This window comes from Sphaerisporangium sp. NBC_01403 (genome assembly GCF_045040145.1).
Classification (GTDB): Bacteria; Actinomycetota; Actinomycetes; order Streptosporangiales; family Streptosporangiaceae; genus Sphaerisporangium; species Sphaerisporangium viridialbum.
Genome location: NZ_CP109534.1, coordinates 8765382 through 8784988, shown reverse-complemented (window position 1 = coordinate 8784988; position 19607 = coordinate 8765382). Strand labels below are relative to the sequence as shown.

The following is a 19607-nucleotide window of genomic DNA, read 5'->3' as shown; positions in this document are numbered from 1 at the left end:
GGTGGGTCACTCTGATGCCCGACCAAGGTAAAGAATGAGTACCCATTTGTGTCGAATGGGTAGTGATAGGGGTAGTTGTCCCGTTACTAGGTATGCAGGCGTCGGGAGATGCTCGACGTGTTGGTAAAGAGAACGAGCTGACGACAAAGATCAATCGGATTCAGGTGCAAGCCATGTGTCAACACCAGCCTCAGTGCCCGCCCGCGACCGCCGTGGACCACGAAGCGGCTTGTCTCGTGGCGTCTCACCCCGAGCAGGGGTGGGGACTGCTGTGCAACGGCGTGGTGGTCTTCGACGACACGGGCGAGCTCCTGCCTGATGGACGCAGCATCCCCCCGGTCCATCGTTTCGCTTACGGTGCCGAGGCCTACGGAAGGGCGGCATGAGGATGATCACGCAGGTTGCTTCACCGCCGCGCACGGAGCGCTCGTACGCTCCGGCCGCCCTGCACATCAGGCCCAGCCGGCACCGTGGCACTCGGGCGTCGTGGGTGCTGCTTCCCGACCCGGCCACCGTTCCCAGGACCCGCGCGCGGATCCGCCGCCAGCTGGCCGAATGGGGCGTGGGCGAGGAGGGCGACGTCGTCGAGCTGCTCGTCAGCGAGGTCGTCACCAACGCGATGCGCCACTCGTGGGGAGCGGTCATGACCGTCTCCTTGAACCACGGCACGTTGCGCTGCGAGGTCCAGGACACCAATCCCGCGTTGCCCAAGGTGTGCCACGCGCACGACGGAGACGAGGGCGGCAGGGGCATGTTCCTGATGGAAGCGCTTTCCAAGCGCTGGGGCAGCTACCGGGTCCCGGCGGGCAAGGTCGTCTGGTTCGAGACGGCGTGCTCGGCCAGGAACGGGGGCGGCGATGAGTGACGCCCCCAATGCGAACGGCCGGCCTCGGCCCGGATGGGCCGGACCGGCCTTTGCCGGACCCCGGCAGCGACCCAACGTGATGCGACGCATCCGCGTGAGCAGGCCACGGAAGCGCGCCGCCGACGACGTCCAGGACCTGCGGACCCCGTCAGGGCGCTCCCTCCCGTACTGAACGCGAGGGACAGGGACTCCCCCCTCCCGGGCCTTCGGGCCCGCTTCCCCTCCCCCGGTGACGCCGGGGCCGGCCGATCGCCCACTACCGGCCGGCCCCGGCGTTCCGCTATACCCGGCCCGATCGCTCGTCAAGGGCCCGTCGTCCTGCGCTAGCCGGCTCGATCACCCGCTACCGGGCGTTCCGCTGTGCCCGGCGGGGAGCAGGCCTGTCCCTCTTCCCGGCTTCCCCGCCCCGCGAGTCGTCGGCCCCGCCGTCCTCTTCGCCGCCGTCCGTGGCGCCGGCGCTCCGGCTCTGCTCGGCGGCCCAGACCGCGATCTGCGAGCGGGAATGGAAGCCGAGCTTGCTCAGGATGTGCTCGATGTGACCCTCCGCCGTGCGCTGGGCGATGACCAGGGTCGCGGCGATCTCCTTGTTGCTCAGCCCCCGGGCGACGAGCCTGGCGATCTCGGTCTCCCTGCGGGTGAGCGGCGAGGGCCGGACGGCGCCGTCGGCGCGCGGGGCGGCGGGCTTACCGTCCTCCAGCGCGTAGGCGAGCGCCTCGTCGAGGGAGAGCCTGGCGCCCCGCTGCATCGCGGCCTTGTACGCCGGCTCGCCGAGTGCCTGGTGCACCCGGTGCCGGCAGTCGTCGCGGTAGCCGGTCAGGTGCCCGAACCCGGCCATCGGCGCGCCGACCGTCTGCCAGACGCCGAGCAGGACCCCGAACAGCCGCGCCGCCCTCTCGAAGTCGCCGACGCCCGCCGCCACCCAGGCCAGGACCTCCAGGTTGATCCCCATGCCCTGCCAGTCGTGGAGCGAGCTGTCGAACCGCAGGCTCTGCTTGGCGAGGCCGGCGGCACGTTCCGCGTCGCCCTGGCGCCACCTCTCGATCGCGAGGGCCATCATCGCGTAGGCCCGGTGCCAGCGCTCTCCTCGGGCCTCGCAGGCCCGGAGCGCCTCCTCGCCCGCGGCGACGGCCCGCTCGGCGTCCCCTTCGTAGGAGTACGCGAGGGAGAGCCTGGTCAGTGCCATCACGTCTCCCACCCCGTCCCCGGCGGCCCGGTACGAGGCCAGCGCCTCCTCGAACAGCTTGATCGCCGGCTCGATGTCCCCCCGGTACATGTGGGCCATGCCCGTGTAGAGGGCGACGTAGGCGAGGACCGAGTGGAGCCCGAACCGCTCCCCCAGCACCTGGCTCTCCTCCAGCATCTCAAGGGCCGCGGGGATGTCCCCTTCGAGGATCGCGAGCCAGCCCGCGCCGCACAGTGCCCGTGCCCGCACCTCGCTGGGCCGGGTGACCATGGAGAGCCCCTGCCCCAGCAGGCGGCGGCCCTCGCTCACGTGGTGGCTGGTCTTCCAGTGGTACAGCAGGTCGGTGACCGCCCGCAGCCCTTCCTCACCCTCCCCGTGGTCGAAGCCGGACCGCAGGGCGACCCGCAGGTTGCAGTGCTCCAGCCGAAGCCGCACGAGCCATTCCACCTGCGAGCTCGTGAAGAGCTGATCGCGGGCCCTGGACGCCAGTTCCCGGTAGTACACCCGGTGGCGCCGCCACAGCGCCTCCTCCTCGCCCGACTCGGCCAGCCGGTCCCTGCCGTACTGGCGGATGGTCTCGAGCAGCCGGTAACGGACCCCGGACGGATGCTCCTCGCGGACCAGCACGGACTTCTCCACCAGTCCGATCACCAGGTCGATGACGTCCTCACGGGCTATGCCGTCGCCTGAGCACACCGCCTCCGCGGCCTCCAGGTCCAGCCCGCCGCAGAAGACCGAGGCACGGTTCCACAGCAGGCGCTCGGGCTCGGTGCACAGGTCGTAGCTCCAGTCGACCAGCGCGCGCAGCGTCTGGTGGCGGCGCGACCCCGTGCGCGACCCCGCGGTCAGCAGCCGGAACCGGTCGTCCAGCCAGGTGAGCAGCTGCTGGACCGACAGCGCGCGAAGCCGTACGGCCGCGAGCTCGATGGCCAGCGGGATGCCGTCCAGCCGCCGGCAGACCTGCTCCACGGCGTCCCTGTTGGCCTCCGTGACCGAGAAGCCGGGCAGGACCGCCTCGGCCCGCTCCACGAACAGCCGTACGGCGTCCACCTTGGCCAGCGCGTCCGTCGACAGCCTTGCCGTGGCAGAGTCGGGCACCGGCAGCGGAAGTACGGCCAGCGTCTGCTCGCCGCCGATCCGCAGCGGCTGCCTGCTGGTGGCGATGATCCGCAGCTCGGGAGAGGAGGCGAGGAGCTCCTCGGCGAGGATCGCGCAGTCGTGCAGCAGGTGCTCGCAGTTGTCCAGGATGACGAGGCTTTTCTTGTCGGCCAGGTACTCGCTCACCGACTCCAGCGGGGACAGGGAGGACTTCTCCTCGATCCCGAGGGCCTCCGTCAGGGTGTGCGCGATCAGCTCGGAATCGCCCAGGGGAGCCAGCTCGACGAGCCACACGCCGTCGGAGAAGGCCCGCTGCACGTCGGTGGCGACCCGGGTGGCCAGCCGGGTCTTCCCGACCCCGCCCACGCCGGTGAGGGTCACCAGCCGGGACCTGGACAACAGCGACTTGACGTCCGCCACTTCCTGCCGGCGCCCGACGAAGCTCGTCACCTCGGCAGGCAGCCTTCGCATCCGCCGCCGCTTGGAGGTGCTCGCCGCCATACCGCTCACCAGTGCCTCACGCCGACCCCGGGTACCGGGCCAGCCTGTACGGCACACGAGTCGACATAAGTCAGGTTATGCCCGGGCCGATTTGGAACCCACGTCCCCGGCGCACCGATCGTCCCAGGTAAACGCAAAGCTTTGGTGCGCAGATGTCCAGGCGGCAGGCCACGCTCAGGGGGCAGAAAACCCGAAGAAAACCAGACACAGGTTGTCTGGTATCGCTGGCAGCATCTCCCGCATGACATCCACAAGGGGACCACTCACGGGAAAGGTCGCGCTGGTCGCCGGGGCCACGCGGGGCGCGGGGCGCGGCATCGCGAGGGAGCTCGGCGCGGCGGGCGCCACGGTGTACGTCACCGGGCGCACCACGCGGGAGCGGCCTTCGGAGATGAACCGGCCGGAGACGATCGAGGAGACCGCCGAGCTGATCACCTCCGCAGGGGGGACGGCGATCGCGGTCCAGGTCGACCACCTGGAACAGGACCAGGTCAAGGCGCTGGCCGAGCGCATCGACCGGGAGCAGGGCCGGCTCGACGTGCTGGTGAACAACATCTGGGGCTCGGAGTCGCTGTTCGAATGGACCTCCAAGCTCTGGGAGCACAACCTCGACGCCGGCCTGCGCCTGCTCCGGCTGGCGATCGACACCCACCTCATCACCGGCCACTACGTGCTGCCGCTGCTGATCAGGCGGCCGGGCGGGCTGCTGGTGGAGGTCACCGACGGCGTCCCCGAGTACAACGACAAGCACTACCGGCTGTCGGCCTTCTACGACCTCGCCAAGACCTCGGTGATCCGGCTGGCGTTCGGCCAGGGCGAGGAACTGCGGCCGTACGGCTGCACCGCCGTCGCGCTCACGCCGGGGTGGCTGCGCTCGGAGCAGATGCTGGAGCACTTCGGCGTCACCGAGGAGAACTGGCGGGACGCGACCGAGCAGGACCCCCACTTCGTCATCTCGGAGACGCCCGCCTACGTGGGCCGGGCGGTCGCGGCGCTCGCCGCCGACCCCGACGTGGCCCGCTGGAACGGCAAGGCCCTGTCCAGTGGCCGGCTGGCGTCGATCCACGGCTTCACCGACGTCGACGGGAGCCGTCCCGACGCCTGGCGCTACCTGGACGAGGTCGTGGACGCCGGCAAGCCCGCCGACGTCACCGGCTACCGCTGAGCCTCGGGCTCGTACAGGGCCGCCAGCCGCCGCGCGGCGTCCCGCAGGCGGGCACGGAGCGACGGCGGGTCCAGCGCCTCCGCCTCCGGGCCGAGCCTCAGGAGCACGCCGTAGGCCACCTCCAGGGACTCGACGGGCAGGCGGGTGACCACCCAGCCCCGCTCGTCGGGCTCCCCGGCGCCGGCCAGGGCCTGCCGCGCGGCCGGCGGCTCGACGGTGGCCCTGAGCACGCGCAGCCCGTCCGGGCTCACCCGCAGCGTGATCTCCTCGACCAGCAGCGAGGTCAGGAACCCGGCCACCCCGGCCGTCCAGAACGCGAGCAGGTCGAACCCCTCGTCCCGGGCGAACCCCTCATCGGTCACCGCCACGGACACGACCCGGTCCACCCGGTAGGTCCGGTAGTCCTCCCCCACCTGCCCGACGAGGTACCAGACGCCGTTCTTGAGCACGAGCCCGTACGGGCGGACCGTCCGGGTCACCTCGCGACCGCGCCGGTAACGGAGCTCGACGACCCGGTCCTGCCAGACCGCCCGGGCGAGATCGGCCAAGAGCGGCGGCGGGTCGGCATCGGCGAACCACCCAGGGGTGTCCAGGTGGAAGCGCTGCCCGGCCCGCGCCGACGCGTCCCGCAGGCCGGGCGGCAGGGCGGCCAGCACCTTGAGCCGGGCGGAGGATACGGCGTCGGCCAGTCCCATGTCCCTCATCGGCCCCGCGAGCCCGGACAGGAACAGCGCCTCCGCCTCGGCCCTGCTCAGCCCGGTCAGCCGTGTCCGGTAGCCGCCGACCAGGCGGTACCCGCCCCGCCGCCCCCGGTCGGCGTACACCGGCACCCCGGCGGCCGAGAGCGCGAGCACGTCACGCGAGACCGTGCGCTCGGAGACCTCCAGCTCGCGGGCCAGCTCGGCGGCCGTCATCGTGTCCCGCGACTGCAGCAGCAACACCAGCGAGATCAACCGGGAGGCACGCACCCTCCCATCTTGGCCTCTGGCCCTGCCGGCCGGAAAAGCAAGTGCGACCCGCGAGGCGGGCGTGTCACGATCGGGCGATGACCAGGGAATGGGCTCTTGACGAGCTGACGCACGCGGGACCAGAGCATCTCGACCCCGGCTTCGTCGCCGGGTTCGACCGCAAGCAGGGCCGCCCCGACCCCACCGGCGACCTCGCCGTCCTCGCCGGGCACGGCGTGGACGAGACCTCGACCGTCGTGGACCTCGGCGCCGGCACCGGGCGGTTCACCCTGGCCGCCGCGCGGCGGTTCCGGCGCGTGGTGGCGGTGGACGTCTCGCCGGCGATGGGGAGGCATCTGCGCGACCGCGCCGCCGAGGCCGGGCTCTCGAACGTCGAGGTCGTACGGGCCGGCTTCCTCTCCTACGACCACGCTGGGCCGCCCGCCGACGCCGTATACACGCGTCACGCCCTCCACCAGCTCCCCGACTTCTGGAAGGCGGTCGCGCTCGACCGCGTCGCCCGGATGCTGCGACCGGGCGGCGTCCTGCGGCTGCACGACCTGATCTTCGACTTCCGGCCCGCCGAGGCCGGCGAGGTCCTCGACCGCTGGCTCGACGGCGCGGTGGACGACCCGGCCCAGGGATACACGCGCGAGGACTACGCCGAGCACCTCCGCACCGAATACAGCACGTTCCGGTGGCTGCTCGAACCCATGCTGGAGGCGGCGGGCTTCGAGATCGTCGAGTCCGCCTACCGCGACTCGATCTATGGCGCCTATACGTGCGTGAAGCGCTGAGCTCCTGATCTTCTTTAAGAGTTGACTTATATAAGCGGTAGCTGCGATGCTGGCTCCCGTGCACGCGTTCGACGTCCTCGGGGACCCGGTCCGGCGCCGCATCCTCGAGCTGCTCGCCGACGGCGAGCGGTCGGCCGGCGAGGTCGGGGAGATCGTCCAGGAGGAGTTCGGCATCTCCCAGCCCGGGGTGTCGCAGCACCTGCGGGTGCTCCGTGAGAACGGCTTCGCGACGGTCAGGGCCGAGGGCACCAGGCGCCTGTACACCGTCGACCCGGCACCCCTGCGGGAGATCGACGTGTGGCTGGAGCGTTACCGGCGCTTCTGGAGCCAGGGGCTGGACGCCCTCGGCACCGAGCTCGCGCGGGGGCGGCGCGAGCGTCGCGCGGCGAGCGCGTCGCCGCACAACCCCCTCGACCAGGAAGACCAGGAAACACCATGATCAAGATCGCAGTGACCAGCGTGTTCGTCGACGACCAGGCCAAGGCCCTCGCGTTCTACACCGACATCCTCGGCTTCGCGAAGAAGCAGGACGTCCCGGTCGGAGAGGACCGCTGGCTCACCGTGGCCTCCCCCGCCGGGCCCGAGGGCGTCGAGCTGCTCCTTGAGCCGAACGGCAACCCGATCGCCACGACCTACCAGCAGGCGCTCTTCGAGTCCGGGATCCCCGCCACCCTGTTCGCCACCGACGACATCCACGCCGAGTTCGAGCGCATGAAGGCGCTCGGCGTGGTCTTCACCATGGAGCCGACGGAGATGGGCCCGGTGACCCAGGCGGTGTTCGACGACACCTGCGGCAACCTCATCGGCCTGGCCCAGATGGGCTGACCGCCCACGGCAGGCGCTCCACGACGACGAAAGGCACCACGGCACATGACCGACGTGACCGGCGTGACCGGCGTGACAGGCAAGGACGACCCGATCTCGGGCACCGAGCGCGAGCTCGGCACTCGGCACCGCGACTCGGGCGAGGCGCGGACCATCCTGATGCGACGGCGCTACGACGCCGAGATCGAGGACGTCTGGGACGCCTGCACCGACCCCGACCGGATGAGCCGCTTCTTCATGAAGCCCTCCGGCGACCTGCGGCAGGGCGGCACGTTCAGCTTCGAGGGCAACGCCTCCGGCAGGATCCTGCGCTGCGAACCGCCCCGGCGCCTCACGGTCACCTGGGTGTACGGGGAGGTGGGCGACCTGCCGGAGGATCAGGTCGAGCTGCGGCTCTCCACCGGGGACGACGGCCGCACCGAGCTGGAGCTCGAACACTCCTCGTTCGGCAAGATCACCGACTCGCTGCTCAACGACCCCGAGAAGGGCCTGTGGGGCCTTGGAGCCGGCTGGGAGCTGGGCCTCATCGCTCTCGGCGCGTTCCTTCGCGGCGAGTTCCCGGACGTCGCTCCCGCCGAGGTCGGGAACATGGCGGAGATCGCCGACCTCGCCGACCGCATCAGCCTGGCCTGGGCGGCGGTGCTCGCCGAGGCCGACCTGGCCTGAGCGACCGCGTCTCACAGCCCCGGCGCCACTGGCGAGCGCCGGGGCTTCGGCCTTTTCACAGCGGGTGATTCCCCGGCCCAACCTCGATCGCTTCCCCTGCTGGGGCCGGTTTCTCTCCTGGCCTTCAAAGTGAGGCCTTCTCATTGCCAGTGAATGGTAATCATCTCCGAGCTTGGCCCGTCCGGGATACTTTAACCGGATCTTGCGACCCATCGACCGGCTGATATGGCGCGGCGAGCATGGCGATAATCTGATGAAATATCCAGATTTATCCCCCGAGCGGCGAGTCAGGGCCGCTTCCGTGATCAGCGAGCGGAAGACCTGGTCACACGCCCCGGCGCCGATCGGCGAAGAACGATCACGTCCAGACAAAACACTTTTTGGATTTCCTCCTGAAACGGGAAGTCCGCGAAGCTTCGCCTGACATGAGGGACGTTGAGGCGTTTGTACGGGTACCGCTCGTGGAACCGTATCGGTAGACCGAGGCCATGATTCGCGGAGGATCGCAGATGGCCGTGTTCTCTGCCAGTCCCGACTGATATCGGCGATATACAGCTGGCTAGTGTGCGATGGGTGAGTTAGGAGATTCGAGACGAAGGCACCCCTTGAAAGGATCCAGCACGTCGGCCGCCTTGAGAGGAGAGCCCCGATGAGTCTGGCCGATCACAGCGCCAACCCCGATATGTTGCCCTATCCCTATGTTCTGAGTGATCTCCCAGGCCCGCGCTCCGCGGAACTGCTCGCCCGGCAGGCCCGGCGCGAGTCGAACGCGCGGACGTACCCGCGCCGCCTTCCCCTGGCCATCGCCGACGCCTCCGGCAGCTTCCTGCGCGACCTCGACGGCAACACCTTCATCGACTTCCTGACCGGCGCGGGTGTCCTGTCGCTCGGCCACAACCACCCCGAACTGGTGCGAGCGGTCACCGGGCAGCTCGCCCGCCTCACCCACGGCCTCGACTTCCCGACCCCGGCCAAGGACGCGTTCACCGAGGCACAGCTCTCCATGCTGCCCCCGGGACTGCGCGACCGCATGAAGATCCATTTCTGCGGGCCCACGGGCGGTGACGCCGTCGACGCCGCCATCAAGCTCTGCAAGACCGCGACCGGCCGGGGGGACGTCATCGCCTTCCAGGGCGGATTCCACGGCAGCGGCCACGCGGCGATGGCCCTCAGCGGGCTCGTACGGCAGAAGCAGCCCATCCGCAACGGTGTCCCAGGGATCCACTTCTTCCCCTATTCCTACTGCACCCGCTGCCCGCTCGGACTCGTGCCCGAGACGTGCGGCACCAACTGTGCCGGGTACCTCGAGCAGTCGCTGCACGACAAGAACGGCGGCATCCCGCTGCCGGCGGCGGTGATCCTGGAGATGGTGCAGGGCGAGGGCGGGGTGATCCCGGCCCGCAAGGAGTTCGTCCAGCGGGTGCGCGCCCTGACCCGTGAGCTCGACATCCCCCTCGTCGTGGACGAGGTGCAGACCGGATGCGGGCGCACGGGCACCTGGTTCGCCTTCGAGCAGTACGACATCGAGCCCGATGTGATCGTGGCGTCCAAGGCCCTGAGCGGCATCGGCCTCCCGGTCGCGATCATCATGTACGACCGGCGGCTGGACGTCTGGGCGCCGGGCGCGCACATCGGGACCTTCCGCGGCAACCAGCTCGCGTTCGCCGCCGGAGCCGAGGCCGTGCGCATCATGCGGCGCGACGACGTGCTGGCCAACGTCCGGGAGCGCGGCGAGCAGATCGCCGACCGGCTGGCCATGCTGCCGAAGATCCCGTGGGTGCGGGAGGTGCGCGGTCTCGGCCTGATGTGGGGCGTCGAGCTCGCCGATCCGCTCGACGGAAGCCCGGCCACCGAGCTGGCGCACGAGGTGCAGGCCGCCGCGCTGCGCCGGGGACTGATCATCGAGCTCGGCGGGCGTGACGACTGCGTCGTACGGATCCTCCCGCCCCTGAACGTGACCGCCGACGTCGTCGACACCGCGTGTTCCATCCTCGTCGACGCCATCGACGAGCGCTGCCTGGTGGCGGCCTGAGCCGGTCCGGCACCAGGGCATCTGTGGTGGTTGATGGAGGCAGCATGACCAGACAGGCCGACGTCCGGGACGTTCAGCGCGCAGATCCCCGGCCCGCGCCGGGCGATCAGGTCCTGATCGGCGCGAAGGGCCCGCGTGCCGCCTGGCCGGGCGGCGGGAAAAGGCTCGAAGCGCTGTTCGAGGAGCAGTGCGACCGCCTGCGTGCCGCCGGTCGGGGCGACCGGCGCGCGGTGGACGCGGGCGACGTCGTGCTCACCTACGACGAGCTGGACGCGCGGGCGAACCGCCTCGCCCGATACCTGCTGAAGCAGGGCGCCCGGCCCGGCGACCGCATCGCCCTGCTGTTCGACCACGCCGTGCACTCCTACGCCGGCATGCTCGCCGTCCTCAAGATCAACGCGGCGTACGTGCCGATGGACGCCGGATTCCCCGCGGACCGGCTCGCGTACATCGTCCAGGACGCGGGCGTGCGGATGGTGCTCTCCCTTTCGCACCTGCGTGGCCGGGTCGAGCACGTCGACGCCGGCATCCTGTACGTCGACGAGGCGGAGAGCCTGGTCGCCGCCGAGGACGACCGGCGCCTCACCGACGACGAGCGCGGCAAGCCGGTCGACGAGCTGTGCTACATCATCTACACCTCGGGGTCGACGGGCAGGCCCAAGGGCGTGGCGATCGAGCACGCCGGCATCTGCAACTTCGTCCGCGTCGCGGTCGAGGCGTACGAGATGCGGGCGGACGATCGGGTCTACCAGGGCATGACGATCGCCTTCGACTTCTCGGTCGAGGAGATCTGGGTGCCCCTGCTGTCCGGGGCGACGCTGGTCCCCCGGCCCCCGGGCGTCACGCTGCTCGGCCACGAGCTGTGGGAGTTCCTCAGGGCCTGCCGGGTCACCGCGCTGTGCTGCGTCCCGACCCTGCTGGCCACCCTCGACCAGGACCTTCCCGGCCTGCGGTTCCTGCTGGTCTCCGGGGAGGCGTGCCCGGCCGACCTCGTACGCCGCTGGCACCGGCCCGGCCGCAGGCTCCTCAACGTGTACGGCCCGACGGAGGCCACCGTCACCGCGACCTGCAAGGTGCTCCACCCGAGCGAGCCGGTGACTCTCGGGGTCCCGCTGCCGACCTACTCCGTCGTCATCCTCGACCCGGCCGGGGCACGGGTGCTGCCCCCCGGAGAGCTGGGCGAGATCGGCATCGCCGGCATCGGCCTGGCCGGGGGGTACGTCAACCGCGACGACCTCACGGAAAAGGCGTTCATCCCGGACTTCCTCGGGCTGCCGGACAATCCGTCCGGCCGCATCTACCGGACCGGGGACCTGGGCCGGGTCAACGACGACGGCGAGATCGAGTACCACGGCCGCATCGACACCCAGGTGCAGATCCACGGATACCGCATCGAACTCGCCGAGATCGAATCGGTGCTGCTCCAGGTGCCGGGGGTCGCGCAGGCCGTGGTCGACACCTACGAGCCGGAGCCCGGGGTGGTCGAGCTGGTGGCCTACTACAGCCCCCGCGAGGACACCCCTCACCTCGGCCAGGAGGACATCTACCGGCAACTGCGCGGGCGCCTTCCCGGCTACATGGTCCCCGCCTACGTGGAGCAGTTGCCCGACATCCCGATGCTGCTGAGCAACAAGGCCGACCGCAAGAACCTCCCGCCGCCGAAGGGCCCCCGCTGCCTGTCCACCAGGCACGCCTACGTGGCCCCGTCGACCCCCGCGGAGACCGTCCTGGCCGGCACGCTGGCCGAGGTCGCGTGCCTCGAACAGGTGTCGGTCGACAGCCACTTCTTCGACGAGCTGGGGGCGAACTCGCTGCTCATGGCCCGCTTCTGCGCCCGCGTCAGGGAGCGGGCGGACCTCGCGCCCGTGTCGATGAAGGACGTCTACCTGCACCCCACGGTCAGGAGCCTGGCCACGGCGCTCGCGGACGCCGCACCGGCGGTGGAGCCGCGGCCCCCTGAGTCGAGGCCCGCGCCGAGCACGGCCAGGTATCTCCTCTGCGGAGCCCTGCAGCTCCTGCTGTTCCTCGGCTACGCCTACCTCGCCGCCTCGGTGCTCGTCGGGGCCTACGGCTGGATCTCCGGCGCCACCGGTCCCGTGGACATCTACCTGCGGTCGCTGGTGTCCGGCGGCGCGATCTTCGCGGCGCTGTGCGCCTTCCCGGTCGTGGCGAAGTGGGCGCTCGTCGGCCGCTGGAAACCCGGGGAGATACCCGTCTGGAGCCTGTCGTACCTGCGGTTCTGGACCGTGAAGACGCTCGTCAGGCGCAGTCCGATGGTGCTCTTCACCGGTTCACCGCTCTACGTGCTGTATCTGAGGGCGCTCGGGGCCAGGATCGGCCCCGGCGTCGTCATCCTGTCCAAGAACGTCCCGGTCTGCACTGACCTGCTGTCGATCGGCGGCGGCACGGTCATCAGGAAGGACTCGTACTTTCCCTGCTACCGGGCCCGGGCGGGCGTGGTCGAGACGGGCCCGGTCACCATCGGGCAGGACGCGTACGTCGGCGAGGCGACCGTGATCGACATCGGCGCCACGCTCGGCGACGGGGCCCAGCTCGGGCACTCCTCGTCTCTCCAGTCGTCCCAGTCGGTTCCGGACGGCCGGCGGTGGCACGGGTCCCCGGCACAGCCGACCACCACCGACTACCGGACGGTCGAACCGGCCCCGTGCGGCACCTGGCGCAGGGCCCGCTTCGGCGCCGCGCAACTGCTCGGCGCGCTGCTGGTGTTCATCCCGCTGACCGTAGGCGGAACGTATCTGCTCGGCACCCAGGTGCCGAGCCTGGCCGTGCTCACGGGCACCCCGCGAGCCGCGGAACCCGCGGGCCCGCAGCTGTACTGGGATGCCCTGGTCACCTCCGGCGTGCTGTTCTTCGGGGCGATCCTGGCCGGGCTCGCCCTTGCGGCCACCGTGCCCCGCCTGCTGAACCGCGCCCTCGAACCGGACGAGGCCTACCCCCTGTACGGCTTCCGCTACGGGGCACTGCGCGCGATCACGCGGATCACCAACCTGCCGTTCTTCATGTACCTCTTCGGCGACAGCTCGTACGTCGTCCACTACCTGCGCGGCCTCGGGTACGGGCTGTCCACGGTCGAGCAGACGGGGTCGAACTTCGGGCTCGAACTCAAGCACGAGACCCCGTACCTGACCTCCGTCGGCAGCGGCACGATGGTCTCCGACGGGCTGTCCATCATGAACGCCGACTTCTCCAGCACGTCGTTCCGCGTGTCACGCGCGACGGTCGGGGCGCGCACGTTCGTCGGGAACAACATCGCCTACCCATCTCAGAGCCGGGCGGGCGACAACTGCCTTCTCGCGACGAAGGTCATGATCCCGATCGACGGCGAGCCGCGGCAGGACGTCGGGCTGCTGGGCTCGCCGTGCTTCGAGATCCCACGCTCGGTGCAGCGTGACAGCGGCTTCGACCATCTGAAGACCGGCGAGGAGTTCCGCCGGCGCCTGTCCGCCAAGAACGGGCACAACCGCGTGACCATGGCGCTGTATCTGCTCGTGCGATGGGTCTACGTGTTCGGAGTCACCCTGCTGTCCCTGCTCGCGCTCAGCCTGTACGACCGCCTCGGCACACCGGTGATCGCCGCGGACCTCGTTCTCACGCTGGTGTTCACGGCCGGCTACTTCGTGCTGGCCGAGCGGGTCGCCATCGGCTTCCGGAGGCTGGAGCCGAGGTTCTGCTCGATCTACCAGCCGTATTACTGGTGGCACGAGCGCTACTGGAAGCTCAGCGTGACCACCCACCTGGACGTGCTCAACGGCACCCCGTTCAAGAACCTCTTCTGGCGGCTGCTCGGCGTGCGGCTGGGACGCAGGGTGTTCGACGACGGCGGCTACATGCCGGAGAAGACGCTGGTCACCGTCGGCAGCGACTGCACGCTGGCGGAGGGCAGCCTGATCCAGGCCCACTCGCTTGAGGACGGCACCTTCAAGTCCGACCACATCGTGATCGGTGAAGGCTGCAGCGTCGGCACCAGGGCCCTCGTGCACTACGGCGTACGGATGGGCGACGGCGCCGTACTCGACGCCGACTCCTTCCTGATGAAGGGCGAGGAACTCGCCCCCCACGCCCACTGGCGCGGCAACCCCGCCAAACAGATCTAGACCCTGCTCACGGCGCGACCCGTCCTGACCGTCAGGGGAGCAGCAGACCCCAGTACAGGGCCCACGGGACGAACACCACTCCACCGGCGAGCAGGAGGGCGGTCCGTGCCCTCTCCCCTCGCGGTACGGAACCACGCGTACGGCGCCAGGCCAGCGCGGTGCGGACCATGGCGATCACCGCCGCCACCGCGAGGGCCTGCAGTGCCAGCCAGATCAGCGGACGTCCCGCCGTCACAGGGCCGGGAGCGGCCAGCTTGCCCCCGGTCATCACCAGGTAGAACACGTACGAGAAGGACCCGAGCACCGCCGCGAGCCCCCCGGCGCTGAGCAATCGGGCGGCCCTGGTGACCGGCTGCCGCGAGCGGCCTCGGAGGCGCCGCACCAACGCGACGACCGGGTAGGCGGCGAACGCGACCACCAGCAGCACCAGAGCCACGAGCTGCATGGGGGCGGACTCCCACCAGGCCGGGGGATCCACCGGCACGGTCGGCGAGGCCTGCAGAGGAGCGGGACCCGAGATCCGCGCCGTAGGAAGCCTGCCCGTCGTGACGTCCCCGACCCAGGAGCCGACCAGGTCGGCGTAGCCGGGCGCGAGCTCGGGCAGCCGGGTGACGCCGCCGTCAGGGGTCTGGTGGGCGGCGTGGTCGGCGCCGGGGAAGAAGCGGAACGTGTAGTTGCCGTTGCCGCCCTTCTGAAGCGCCTTGGCGAACACCGGAGGACTCTCCTTGGCAGGAGTCAGCAGATCGTTGGCGCCCCAGATACCGAGCAGAGGCTGGCGTACCGCCGCGATCGTCGGCTCGGGGTCGTAGTACGGCTCGGGGAACAGGCCGCCATCGGCGATCGTGCGGTACAGGTTGAGCTCGGTCCGGTCGACCAGTGAGCCCGACACCCCCGCCTTGCGCAGCCCTGCGGCCACGGCCCAGGTCTGCTGACGCAGCGGTCGCAGCCCGTTGGCACCCACGAGCACGACGAAGGCGACGTCCCTTGAGCGGGCCGCCGCGATCGGGGCCACCCAGCCGCCCTCACTGAGCCCCCAGATCCCGACCTTCGCGGGGTCGATGCCCGGCTGGGAGCGTAGCGCGGCCACGGCGCCGAGCGCGTCGTCGGCGAGTTGCGAGTAGGACCGCTGGAAGAGCGAGTAACCCACTGATCTCTTGTCGTAGATCAGCACGGACAGGCCCCTGCGGGCGAACTCGACGGCCTCGCCCATCAGCTTCGTACGAGGCGTGCCCGTGCCCGCTCCGTGCACCAGGACGATGCCGGGACGACGTCCGGATATCGGCGCGGCGCGCGACAGGACCGTGCCATGCATGGCGAGGCCTCCACCGCCTCGGAAGCTCACGTCCGTGGCGCGCAGGTCGGGCGGTACGGCAGGCGGAGGCGCGACCGCCGCGGCCGCCGGTGCACCGAGAAGGCAGAGGGCGATGGCCACTGCCGGGAGGATTCGTCTCCTGCTGCTCATGCTCATGCTGCCGAAAATACTCTGCAGAGAGTTCTCGGCAAAGCATTATCTGCAGATATCCTGCTGCATGACTAGGCTGCTCATCATGAAGGATGACAAGCCGTTCTTGCTGGACGACCCGGCGAGGCTCAAGGCGCTGGCCCATCCGATGCGACGGCTCATGCTGCGCCACCTGAGCGTGAACGGCCCCGCGACCTCGACGACGCTGGGTGAGCTATTGGGCGCCAAAACCGGCACGACCAGCTACCACCTGCGCCAGCTGGAGAAGTACGGCTTCATCGAGGAGATCCCTGAGCGCTCGGCCGGCAGGGAGCGCTGGTGGCGCAAGGCGGGCGGGCCCAGGGACATGCGGCTGCCCACGCCCGACCAGCTCGCCCCCGAGGATCGTCCCGTGCTCGCCGAGTTCCATCGGATCGGCATGGACGAGGACCGCGAGCTGTTCGAGCGCTTCCCCGAGGCTTACGGGCGAGATCCCGAATGGGCCAAGGCGTCCCGCGGTCTGGGCCGGATGACCAAGGCGGAGTTCGAGGAGTTCTTCGAGGCCTACATCGCACTGCTGATGAAGTACAACCGCCCCGCCGAAGACGCGCCCCCCGGCGCCCGCCCCCTGTACATCAGGCTCTTCGCCCTTCCGGCCGACGAGAACTGACCGCAACCCGACTACGTCCGGCTGCTTCCCGAAGAGGCGCCCGGACACCCGTGGGCCCTGCCCCGCCCTCGCGTCAGCGCGCGGCGGCGGCCCGGTAGCGCAGGCCGTCCATCAGCAGGTCGAGCATGCGGCGGGCCTGGTCGCGCTTGGCGGGTTCGCCCGCGGTGAGGGACACCCCGCCGAGGCTCGCGATCACGTCGCCCGGCTCGATGTCCGCCCGTACGGTGCCGGCCGCCGCACCCGCGTCGAGCAGCATGGACACCGCGGCGTTCAGCCGGTCGAGGCTCTGCTCGTACGGGTTGCCGCCGGACGCGATGACCGCGCGCAACGCGTCGGCCATGCCACGCTTGGTCGTCATGTAGTCGACGAAGTGATCCATCCAGGTGCGCGTCGCCTCGTCGGGCGGCATGGTGCGCAGGAGCTCCGCCGCGGCGTCGCACAGCCTCGTGAGCTCGTTGCGATAGGCCGCCTCGATGAGCGCCTCGCGGGTCGGGAAGTGGCGGTACAGCGTGCCGATGCCGACGCCGGCGGCCTTCGCGATCGCGTCGAGCGTCACGTCGGGCCCGTCCTGGGAGAACGCGCGCACGGCGACTTCGAGCAGCCGGTCGCGGTTGCGCCGCGCGTCGGCGCGCAGCGGTCGGGGCCCTGTGGCCGGCACGACTCCTCCTCTTTCGGTTTCGAGCGTCGGCGCCAACTGTGCCACTTCGGGCGTCGGCTTGCTAAGCGGAGGAGACTCCGCTTACAGTGGGTACGTAGTGGAGGTTCCTCCGCTTTTACAGCGTACCGGCTGGGCCGCTCGATCAGCCGGCCCACCAGGACAGGAAATTTCATGACTACGCCGATAACCACACCGTTCAGCGCCCAGTCCACGGCCGCCGAGGTCGTCGACGGCATCGACCTCACCGGCCGCCGCGCCATCGTGACCGGCGGGGCGTCCGGCATCGGCGTCGAGACCGCGCGGGCGCTCGCCGGCGCGGGCGCGGAGGTCACGCTGGCCGTCCGCGACCTCGCCGCCGGCGAGCGCACCGAGAGCGACATCATCGCGGCCACCGGCAACAAGCAGGTCCACGTCGCGCCGCTGGACCTCGCCGACCGGGCGTCCGTGGCGGCCTTCGTCGCCGCGTGGGACGGCCCGCTGCACATCCTCGTCAACAACGCGGGCATGATGGCCTCGCCCGAGATGCGCACGCCCGAGGGCTGGGAACTGCAGTTCGCCACCAACCACCTCGGCCACTTCGGCCTCACCACGGGGCTCCACCACGCACTCGCGGCGGCCGGCGGCGCCCGCGTCGTGTCGGTCAGCTCCAGCGCGCACCTGCGCTCGCCCGTCGTCTTCGAGGACATCCACTTCCGCGAGCGCGCCTACGAGCCGTGGTCCGCGTACGGGCAGTCCAAGACGGCCAACGTCCTGTTCGCCGTCGAGGCGACCAGGCGCTGGGCGGACGACGGCATCACCGCCAACTCGCTGATGCCGGGCGCCATCCGCACCAACCTGCAGCGGCACATCACCGACGAGGACCTTGAGCGGATGCGCCGCCAGAGCGGCAGCGGCTCGTTCACCTGGAAGACCCCCGAGCAGGGCGCCTCGACCTCCGTGCTCGTCGCCACCTCGCCCCTGCTCGAAGGCGTCGGCGGCCGGTACTTCGAGGACTGCGCCGAGGCGGGGCCGAACCAGCCGGGCACCCGCAGCGGCGTCGCCGCGTACGCCCTCGACCCCGAGGCGGCCACCCGCCTCTGGGAACTCTCCATCGACACCCTGGCCGCGTGACCAGGGGCCCGCGAGGGCGGGCGCCCTGGACAAGCCCGTGAACTGCCGCATCTACTGGAAGATGACCGACGCCCAGCGACGACCGCTGTTCCCGCTCAAGCGCCCGGTGTTCCTAGACGTCCAGGTGGTTCCGTCCCGATATCGGCCGGGGACTTGGCACTCCGCGGAGCAGCAGAGCGATCAGGGCCAACACCACAAGGGCAACAGACATCGTGAGCGCGATGTACCACCCATAGGCAAGAGAGATACGGAAACTCATCTCGAGGCCGCGCAAATCATCGACCGTCAGCATTCCGAAGTTGGGGTGCTTGCTGTGCAGGTCTTCCTGACGGATCTGGAAAGCGATGATCGACACGATGGCGCTACCACCGGGGATGGCCGCCCATGCGGCGGACAGGCGCTGGGTGAACTCATCGGTGATCGCGACGGCCAACGCGGCCACTGCCATGACGAGCGTGAGGACGCCCCAGATGGTGGCCAGCCCGGCTACTTCCACGTTGCCGAGAGGAATTTTCCGCTGCAGAACACCGACCTCCGCCCACGGAAGAACCGTCACCGCACCGAGTAACAGGGCCGCGACCGCGACCGCGCGCGCCATCGCCCGACGGCCTTTCCGGTGTGGCTCCTGACCGCCCGGTGTGAGGTCGGGCGGCATTGCCAGCGTGGCCGGCTGGAACGCGGGAGACGAGGTCCGGGCGCCCTCGGTGAGGAGCGTCTCCGCCGTCGCGGAAGCCTCCTCGCCGCCGAGCAGACGCAGCAGGATGTTCCGTGCGGTGGGGCGCAGGGCCGGGTCCTTGGCAAGGCACGCGGCGACGAGGTCCCGTAGCATCCCGGTCATCTGGCCGAGATCGGGTTCCTCGTGCAGGATCCGGTGCATCACCGCGGGTATCGAGTCCTGCCCGAACGGCGTGGCGCCATTCGAGGCGTACGCGATGGTGCACGCCCAGGCGAAGACGTCGGCGGCCGGGCCCACCGCACCCCGGCCGATCTGCTCGGGTGCCATGTAGGAGGGGGTGCCGACGACCGTGCTGGAGAAGGTGCCCGTGGCGTCGAGAGCACGCGCGATGCCGAAATCGATGACGCGCGGCCCGTCGGCGCCCATGATGACGTTGCCGGCTTTGAAGTCACGGTGCACAACTCCGGCCTCGTGGATCGCGGCGAGCGCCGTCACCGTCGCGATCGCCAGCCTCTCCAGAGCGTGCCCGCGCGGCGCCCCGCCGTTGGCGATCACTTGAGAGAGCGAAGGACCGTCGACGAATTCGCTGACGATGTAGGGGCGGTCACCCTCCACATCCGCATCCAGCACCCGGGCCGTGCAGAACGCCGCGACCCGCTGCGCGTGGGCCAGTTCCGCTGCGAACCGGTCGCGCGCTCTGGCGTCCCCGCTGAACCTGGCGTGGAGCAGCTTGACCGCCACCGGTTCGCCGTTCGAGTCCTCGCCCTGGTACACCGCACCCTGGCCGCCTTCTCCGAGCAGCCCGACGAGCCGGTACTCCCCCAGACGCCGAGGATCGCCGGTACGAAGCGGTTGCAC

16 protein-coding genes are annotated in these 19607 nt (G+C 70.4%); 11 read left to right on the top strand and 5 right to left on the bottom strand.

The window, feature by feature from the left end; genetic code table 11:
* The first annotated feature begins 173 nt into the window (after positions 1–173).
* Both OG589_RS39605 and OG589_RS39600 read left to right on the top strand, forming a co-directional pair.
* A complete protein-coding gene (locus tag OG589_RS39605) occupies positions 174–386 on the top strand; it encodes a DUF5999 family protein (RefSeq protein WP_358547713.1) in 213 nt (70 codons plus the stop codon).
* Positions 387–388: 2 nt separating this feature from the next.
* The gene (locus OG589_RS39600; RefSeq protein WP_405143734.1) at positions 389–865 is read left to right on the top strand and encodes an ATP-binding protein; all 477 of its coding nucleotides are present in this window, start codon (positions 389–391) and stop codon (positions 863–865) included.
* A gap of 343 nt (positions 866–1208) precedes the next feature.
* Here OG589_RS39600 and OG589_RS39595 read toward each other — a convergent pair whose 3' ends face one another.
* The gene (locus tag OG589_RS39595) at positions 1209–3647 is read right to left on the bottom strand and encodes an ATP-binding protein (protein WP_405143733.1); all 2439 of its coding nucleotides are present in this window, start codon (positions 3645–3647) and stop codon (positions 1209–1211) included.
* Between the two features lie 241 nt (positions 3648–3888).
* On the opposite strand from OG589_RS39595, the gene OG589_RS39590 reads away from it, so the two are divergent.
* Entirely contained in the window at positions 3889–4812 is a 924-nt protein-coding gene (locus OG589_RS39590; RefSeq protein ID WP_405143731.1) for an SDR family oxidoreductase, read from the top strand.
* Here the strand turns inward: OG589_RS39590 and OG589_RS39585 are convergent.
* Positions 4803–5780: a helix-turn-helix transcriptional regulator gene (locus OG589_RS39585; protein WP_405143730.1), complete on the bottom strand. Its 978-nt coding sequence runs from the start codon at positions 5778–5780 to the stop codon at positions 4803–4805. The two genes, OG589_RS39590 and OG589_RS39585, sit on opposite strands and share 10 nt — an antisense overlap.
* A 77-nt stretch (positions 5781–5857) precedes the next feature.
* Between OG589_RS39585 and OG589_RS39580 the strand changes: the two genes are divergently transcribed.
* From OG589_RS39580 to OG589_RS39555, 6 genes are all read left to right on the top strand, one after another.
* Entirely contained in the window at positions 5858–6556 is a 699-nt protein-coding gene (locus tag OG589_RS39580) for a class I SAM-dependent methyltransferase (RefSeq protein ID WP_405143728.1), read from the top strand.
* A 58-nt stretch (positions 6557–6614) separates the two neighbouring features.
* Positions 6615–6995, top strand: a complete 381-nt coding sequence (locus OG589_RS39575) for an ArsR/SmtB family transcription factor (protein WP_405143726.1) — start codon at positions 6615–6617, stop codon at positions 6993–6995.
* Positions 6992–7381: a VOC family protein gene (locus OG589_RS39570; RefSeq protein WP_405143724.1), complete on the top strand. Its 390-nt coding sequence runs from the start codon at positions 6992–6994 to the stop codon at positions 7379–7381. Before OG589_RS39575 ends, OG589_RS39570 begins: the two co-directional genes overlap by 4 nt.
* Before the next feature lie 45 nt (positions 7382–7426).
* The gene (locus OG589_RS39565; protein ID WP_405143722.1) at positions 7427–8047 is read left to right on the top strand and encodes an SRPBCC family protein; all 621 of its coding nucleotides are present in this window, start codon (positions 7427–7429) and stop codon (positions 8045–8047) included.
* A gap of 649 nt (positions 8048–8696) precedes the next feature.
* The gene (locus tag OG589_RS39560) at positions 8697–10079 is read left to right on the top strand and encodes an aspartate aminotransferase family protein (protein WP_405143721.1); all 1383 of its coding nucleotides are present in this window, start codon (positions 8697–8699) and stop codon (positions 10077–10079) included.
* A 44-nt stretch (positions 10080–10123) separates the two neighbouring features.
* Complete coding sequence (locus OG589_RS39555) at positions 10124–14194, top strand: Pls/PosA family non-ribosomal peptide synthetase (protein WP_405143720.1); 4071 nt, start codon at positions 10124–10126, stop codon at positions 14192–14194.
* 31 nt (positions 14195–14225) lie between these two features.
* On the opposite strand, the gene OG589_RS39550 is transcribed toward OG589_RS39555, so the two are convergent.
* Positions 14226–15662 carry an alpha/beta hydrolase family protein gene (locus OG589_RS39550; protein WP_405143718.1) on the bottom strand — a complete coding sequence of 479 codons (1437 nt, stop codon included), beginning with the start codon at positions 15660–15662 and terminating at the stop codon, positions 14226–14228.
* A 79-nt stretch (positions 15663–15741) separates the two neighbouring features.
* On the opposite strand from OG589_RS39550, the gene OG589_RS39545 reads away from it, so the two are divergent.
* Positions 15742–16305, top strand: coding sequence for an ArsR/SmtB family transcription factor (locus OG589_RS39545; protein ID WP_405143716.1), 564 nt, complete (start codon positions 15742–15744; stop codon positions 16303–16305).
* A gap of 73 nt (positions 16306–16378) precedes the next feature.
* Here OG589_RS39545 and OG589_RS39540 read toward each other — a convergent pair whose 3' ends face one another.
* Positions 16379–16963, bottom strand: a complete 585-nt coding sequence (locus OG589_RS39540; protein WP_405143715.1) for a TetR/AcrR family transcriptional regulator — start codon at positions 16961–16963, stop codon at positions 16379–16381.
* 171 nt (positions 16964–17134) lie between these two features.
* Here OG589_RS39540 and OG589_RS39535 point away from each other — a divergent pair, with 171 nt between their 5' ends.
* Positions 17135–18073, top strand: a complete 939-nt coding sequence (locus OG589_RS39535) for an SDR family NAD(P)-dependent oxidoreductase (RefSeq protein ID WP_405143714.1) — start codon at positions 17135–17137, stop codon at positions 18071–18073.
* 112 nt (positions 18074–18185) lie between these two features.
* On the opposite strand, the gene OG589_RS39530 is transcribed toward OG589_RS39535, so the two are convergent.
* The gene (locus tag OG589_RS39530) at positions 18186–19607 is read right to left on the bottom strand and encodes a serine/threonine-protein kinase (RefSeq protein WP_405143713.1); all 1422 of its coding nucleotides are present in this window, start codon (positions 19605–19607) and stop codon (positions 18186–18188) included.

Excerpts from the sequence above, each read along its gene's own strand:
- OG589_RS39550 (WP_405143718.1), bottom strand. The coding sequence starts at position 15,662 with ATGAGCATGAGCAGCAGGAGACGAATCCTCCCGGCAGTGGCCATCGCC.
- OG589_RS39560 (WP_405143721.1), top strand. The coding sequence starts at position 8,697 with ATGAGTCTGGCCGATCACAGCGCCAACCCCGATATGTTGCCCTATCCC.
- OG589_RS39535 (WP_405143714.1), top strand. The coding sequence starts at position 17,135 with ATGACTACGCCGATAACCACACCGTTCAGCGCCCAGTCCACGGCCGCC.
- OG589_RS39555 (WP_405143720.1), top strand. The coding sequence starts at position 10,124 with ATGACCAGACAGGCCGACGTCCGGGACGTTCAGCGCGCAGATCCCCGG.
- OG589_RS39590 (WP_405143731.1), top strand. The coding sequence starts at position 3,889 with ATGACATCCACAAGGGGACCACTCACGGGAAAGGTCGCGCTGGTCGCC.
- OG589_RS39595 (WP_405143733.1), bottom strand. The coding sequence starts at position 3,647 with ATGGCGGCGAGCACCTCCAAGCGGCGGCGGATGCGAAGGCTGCCTGCC.
- OG589_RS39545 (WP_405143716.1), top strand. The coding sequence starts at position 15,742 with ATGAAGGATGACAAGCCGTTCTTGCTGGACGACCCGGCGAGGCTCAAG.
- OG589_RS39580 (WP_405143728.1), top strand. The coding sequence starts at position 5,858 with ATGACCAGGGAATGGGCTCTTGACGAGCTGACGCACGCGGGACCAGAG.
- OG589_RS39600 (WP_405143734.1), top strand. The coding sequence starts at position 389 with ATGATCACGCAGGTTGCTTCACCGCCGCGCACGGAGCGCTCGTACGCT.
- OG589_RS39565 (WP_405143722.1), top strand. The coding sequence starts at position 7,427 with ATGACCGACGTGACCGGCGTGACCGGCGTGACAGGCAAGGACGACCCG.
- OG589_RS39570 (WP_405143724.1), top strand. The coding sequence starts at position 6,992 with ATGATCAAGATCGCAGTGACCAGCGTGTTCGTCGACGACCAGGCCAAG.
- OG589_RS39605 (WP_358547713.1), top strand. The coding sequence starts at position 174 with ATGTGTCAACACCAGCCTCAGTGCCCGCCCGCGACCGCCGTGGACCAC.